We start from the raw sequence: 5,058 nt of genomic DNA, 5'->3' as shown, positions 1-5,058 counted from the left end.
ACACTGTTGAGTTCTCAAACAACCGACACACACCAACTCAGCACCACCCGACCGGGCAGAACCTCGCTTGGGGCAACCCTTCAACCTTACCAGGTCTTCCCCGGCTCCTCAACCCCGGCTGTTCGCCGTGGTCCAGTCACCGTGGTCTTCCTCGTCGCGGGCAGAGAACACTCTACGCCATGCGGTGGAAGGGTTTCGACCCCGGGACCAGCCACCCTCGATCGTTCGAGGCGGTGTCTGTTCCTCCCTGTCGGGCCGACATCCAGAACATTACGCGGCCCCGCGCGACGAGGTCAAGCCGCCCTCCGGTGACCCGGCCCACACGGGGTCATCGCCCGTGGCTCGGCGCCGTATCCGGTGCCACCAGGCATCGCTCCCTCGGGCGTCACCTCGCTGTGCAGGGTCGCCGGGCCGTCGTCGTCTCGCTCCCCCGCGCCTCCCCCGCCCGGCGCCCCGGGCTCAGCCGCTCGTCGCGAGGCGCAGGAGGACCCGGTCCCCCGGTCGGAGCTGCGCTGCGCGGTCGACGTCCCGCTCCCGGAGCACCCCGATGACGGGGTACCCGCCGGTGACGGGACGGTCCGCGAGGAAGACGACGGGACGGCCGTCGGGCGGGATCTGGACCGCGCCGCGCACGAGCCCCTCGGACGCGAGCTCCCCGGGGCGGCGGGGCACCGCCTGCCCGTCGAGTCGCAGCGCCACGCGGTCGCTGTCCGGCGTCACGGTCCGCAGCGCACGCAGCGCGTGCCCCGCGCCGGGGAGGAACCAGTCGGCCCGGGGCCCGGGCAGCACCTCCAGGATCGCACCCGCCCCCTCGCCGGGGCGGGGCTCGCCGGGCGGGAACCGCACGGGGGCCACGTCTCCCCACGGCCACGTGCCCGACGGCGCGTCCCCCACCCCGACGACGTCGCCCGGCTGCAGGGGTTCCGGTCCGAGCCGTGCCAGCACGTCCCGCGAGCGCGACCCGAGGACGGCAGGCGGCAGGAGGCCGCCCCGCACCGCGACGTAGGTCCGGAGCCCGTGCGTCGCCAGGCCGAGGCGGAGGACCGCGCCGTCGGGCACCCGGACGGCCGCGTGCATGCCGACCGGGCTCCCGTCCACGCTCGCGGAGACCGCCGCCCCCGCGAGCGCGACGACCGCCCCGCCGGCGAACCGCACGGCGAGACCACCGAGGGTGACCTCGATCGCCGCCGCTCCGTCCATGTTCCCCACGAGCCGGTTCGCGAGCGCGTACGACGCGCGGTCGGCCGCTCCCGACGGCCCGACGCCGACCGCGGCGAGCCCCGGGCGTCCGGCGTCCTCGACGAGTGCGAGGGGGCCCGTCGCGAGCACCTCCAGGGCGCGCGGGGACGGCGGCGAGGGGGTGGTGGCCCCGTCCTGCGCGTCCTCCGCGTCGGGCCCGGCTGCGCCCGGTTCCTCCGCGTCCCGCCCGTCGGGGTGCGGCCCGTCCGCGCCCACCGCGCTCACGTGGAGCGGGTGCGACGCCCCGCCGTCCCGGGCGACGGCCGCACCGCTGCCCACGACCACGGCCGCGCGGACCGGCACGAACCGTACCCGCGCGCCGGGGGCGACGAGCGCGGGCGGGTCGCGGTCGACGTCGAACATCCGCGCGTCGGTGCGGCCGAGGAGCCGCCAACCGCCCGGGGACTCCCCCGGGTAGACGGCGGTGAGACCGCCCGCGAGCGCCACCGAGCCGGCGGGGACGCGGGTGCGCGGGGTCGCCAGGCGCGGGGCGGCGATCGCGGGATCGACCCCGGAGAGGTAGGTGAAGCCGGGCGCGAACCCGCCGAACGCGGCCTCGTACTCGCGGCCGTGGTGCCGCGCGACGACCTCCTCGACGCTCAGGCCCGCCCAGCGGGCGACGTCGTCCAGGTCGGGTCCGTCGTAGCGCACCGGGATCTCGACGACCTCCCCGGCGCGGGCGGTCGTGCCGGTCGTCGACGCCCGTCGCGTGGCCGCGCGCAGCCAGGCCCGGGCGGCGGGGACGTCCGCGGGCGTCGCGCAGCGCACGAGCACCGTGCGGGCGGCCGGGACGACGTCGACCACGCCGGGCGGCGCGTCGCCCAGGGCCTGGTGCAGGGCGCGCACGGCGGCGAGGTCGGGCAGGTCGGCGAGCAGCGCGGCCTCGCCGAACGCGTGCACCGTCACCCCGCCGTCGATGCCGTCGATGCCGTCCGTGGCGTCGAGGGCGGCGTGGCCGACGACGGCGTTCTCGCGGACCGGCGGCCCGGGAGCGGGCGACCCTCCGGCGGTCACGGCACGGCGTCCGCGCCCGCCGACCCGCCGTGCGCGGTGTCGACGAACGGCCGGACCACGACCCCGGCCTCCTGGAGCGCGGTCCGCAGCGCCCCGAGGAGCCCGACGGCCCCGGGCGTGTCCGAGTGCACGCACACCGAGTCCGCCTCGACGCGCAGCGACGTGCCGTCCGCAGCCTCGACCGTGCCGGTCGTCACGAGCCGGACGACGCGACGGGCGACCTCGTCGCCGTCGTGCACGACGGCGCCCGGCCGGCCACGCGGGACGAGCTCGCCCGTGGGGAGGTAGCCGCGGTCGGCGAAGGCCTCGCGGACCGTGGGCTGGCCCGCGGCGTCCGCGAGCCGCAGCACCGCCGAGCCGGGGAGCCCGACGACGGGCAGCGTGGGGTCGTAGGCGCGCACCGCGTCGACGACGGCCCGGGCCTGCGCCTCGTGGTGGACGATCGCGTTGTAGAGCGCGCCGTGCGGCTTGACGTAGCGCACGCGGTCCCCCGCGAGCCGGGCGAACCCGTCGAGGGCGGCGAGCTGGTAGAGCACCTCGTCGGCGAGCTCGCCGGGGTCCACGTCCATGAACCGTCGTCCGAAGCCCGCCCGGTCCCGGTAGCTCACGTGCGCGCCCACCCGCACCCCGCGCGCGGCGGCGTCCCGCGTCACGGTCCGCATGGTCGTCGCGTCGCCCGCGTGGAAGCCGCACGCGACGTTGGCGCTGGTCACGAGGCCGAGCAGGGCCTGGTCGTCGCCGAGGGTCCAGCGGCCGAAGCCCTCGCCGAGGTCGGCGTTGAGGTCGATGCGCGTCACGCGTCCATCATGCCCGGGACGCGCGCCCGGCGGGCCCGACGGCGAGGACCGTCGCACGAGCACCGCGGTGCCACCGCAAGGTCCTTACCGCGACGTCCCGCCGCAGGGCTGCCGCGGGGCCGGCCGCGCCGCGGGCGGAGGCCACGGGCGTAGATTTCCTGGCATGCCGGACGACACCACCACCGCCACGACGGCCGTGCGCCGCGCGACGACCGCCGACGCCGTCGCCCTCGCGGACCTGGCCGCGCTCACGTTCCCGCTCGCGTGCCCGCCGGGCACGTCGCCCGACGCGATCGCCGAGCACGTCGCGACGCAGCTCTCGCCCGACCGGTTCCGCGCGTGGGCCGCGAGCGCCGCGCACGCGCTGCTGCTCGTCGAGACGGTTGCGTCGCCCGGCACGTCGGCGGGCGCGTCGGCAGGCACCTCGGCAAGCACGTCGGCAGGCGCTTCGGCGGGCGCTTCGGCGGGCACCGCGTCGGGCGCCGGGTCAGGCGCCGGGTCGGACGTCGGGTCGTCCGTGGCCGCGACCGGTCCGCTCGGGTACGCGCTCCTGGCGCGAGGCGTCCCCGACGACCCGGACGTGGCGGCCGCCGTCGGACCGGGCGAGGCGGTGGAGCTGTCGAAGATCTACGTGCACCCCGCCGCGCAGGGCACGGGCGTCGCGAGCGTGCTCATGACCGCGACGACGCGGGCTGCGGCGCTGCTGGGGCCCGGGCTCCCCCTCTGGCTCGGCACGAACGGCCACAACGCGCGCGCCCAGGCCTTCTACCGCAAGCACGGGTTCGCCGTGGTGGGGGGCCGGACGTACGTCGTCGGCGGGGAGACCCATGCGGACGTCGTCATGGCCCTGCCCCGCCGCTGACGGACGGGAGGTCCCGGTCGGGCTCGGCCTGCACCCCGGAGGGCGCCCGACCGGGAGGTCGGTGGGCGGCCCGTGCGGGCCGCGGCTGCTCGGTGGTCGGTCGGTGGTCGGTCGTCGGTCGACCGGTCGTCGACCGGTCGGCGGTGCCTCAGTGGTCGTGCGCGTCCTCGCCGTCGGCGCCGCTTTCGTGGCCGCCCTCGTCGCCGCCCGCGTGGCCGAGGCCGAGGCCGCCGTCGAGCGAGTCGTCGGGGTGGACGGGCAGGAAGACGTGGACGTGGCCCTGGCCGCCGGCGGTCGAGCGCAGGTCGAGCTGGACGGCGGCGAGCCCCCACGTCTCGACGGCGCGCGTGCGCAGGTCGCCCGCGAGGGCGTACAGGTCCGGGGCCGCGGCGGGGTCGGCGCTCGCGGCGAGCCCGACGGCGTCGAGCGCGTCCCCGACGAGCTCGAGCGACGTGAGCATCCCGTTGCGGACGATGTTGTGCTCGGAGGAGCCGCTCGCGAGCGACTCCGTCTCGGCGACGAGGCCGTCGACGGTCGCGCGCCACGCGGTGACGTCCGCCGGGTCCGCGGGGACGGCGCTCGACCCGTCGACGGGGAGCACCGCGTGGAGGCCGTGCAGGACGGGGACGAGCTCGGTCTGGAGGTACCGGGCGTGGTCGATCGAGGCGACGAGGTTCTCGGCGTCGCGCGCCTCCTCGGCCGCCTCGAGCTCCGCGACGCGCGCCGGGTCGACGGCGAAGCCCTCCTCGTCCGGTGCCGCGCCGCCGCGCGTGAGCGCGACGACCGCCGCGACCACGACGGCCACGAGCGCGAGCGCGCCGACGACGAGCAGGACGCGGCGCCAGGGGTCGAGGCCCACGAACCACCGGCGCGCGCGGACGCGCGCCGGTGGCCGGGGTTCGGGGCGGCCGGCACCGCCCCGGTCGGCAGGGCGGGAGCGTGCGGGCGTCGTCGGGCCGTCGGTGCGGCCGGAACCCTTCCGGGCTCCTCCCGCCGGGGTCCGGGTCGTCGGCGTCCGTGCCGAGGTGCGCTGTGCCACCTGTCGCTCCTGTCCTGTGGTCGTCCCGCCGGGTGGGGGGGGGGGGGGGGGGGGGGGGGGGGGGGGGGGGGGGGGGGGGGGGGGGGGGGGGGGGGGGGGGGGGGGGG

Annotated in this window: 4 protein-coding genes; 1 reads left to right on the top strand and 3 read right to left on the bottom strand. The window is 78.2% G+C overall.

Annotated elements, in window-relative coordinates:
- Positions 1-459 precede the first annotated feature (459 nt).
- Together AC3WT4_RS19840 and AC3WT4_RS19835 are read right to left on the bottom strand one after the other, a co-directional pair.
- A complete protein-coding gene (locus AC3WT4_RS19840; protein ID WP_492316300.1) occupies positions 460-2,253 on the bottom strand; it encodes a 5-oxoprolinase subunit B/C family protein in 1,794 nt (597 codons plus the stop codon).
- Positions 2,250-3,050: a LamB/YcsF family protein gene (locus tag AC3WT4_RS19835; protein WP_074807393.1), complete on the bottom strand. Its 801-nt coding sequence runs from the start codon at positions 3,048-3,050 to the stop codon at positions 2,250-2,252. Before AC3WT4_RS19835 ends, AC3WT4_RS19840 begins: the two co-directional genes overlap by 4 nt.
- Positions 3,051-3,213: 163 nt before the next feature.
- Between AC3WT4_RS19835 and AC3WT4_RS19830 the strand changes: the two genes are divergently transcribed.
- Entirely contained in the window at positions 3,214-3,912 is a 699-nt protein-coding gene (locus tag AC3WT4_RS19830) for a GNAT family N-acetyltransferase (protein WP_492316299.1), read from the top strand.
- 148 nt (positions 3,913-4,060) lie between these two features.
- Here the strand turns inward: AC3WT4_RS19830 and AC3WT4_RS19825 are convergent, their stop codons facing one another.
- Complete coding sequence (locus AC3WT4_RS19825; RefSeq protein WP_167405767.1) at positions 4,061-4,951, bottom strand: hypothetical protein; 891 nt, start codon at positions 4,949-4,951, stop codon at positions 4,061-4,063.
- Positions 4,952-5,058: the final 107 nt, after the last annotated feature.

It is taken from the genome of Cellulosimicrobium sp. EB106-03-01-XG111 (assembly GCF_058792115.1).
This window is presented reverse-complemented; position numbering and strand designations above follow the sequence as displayed.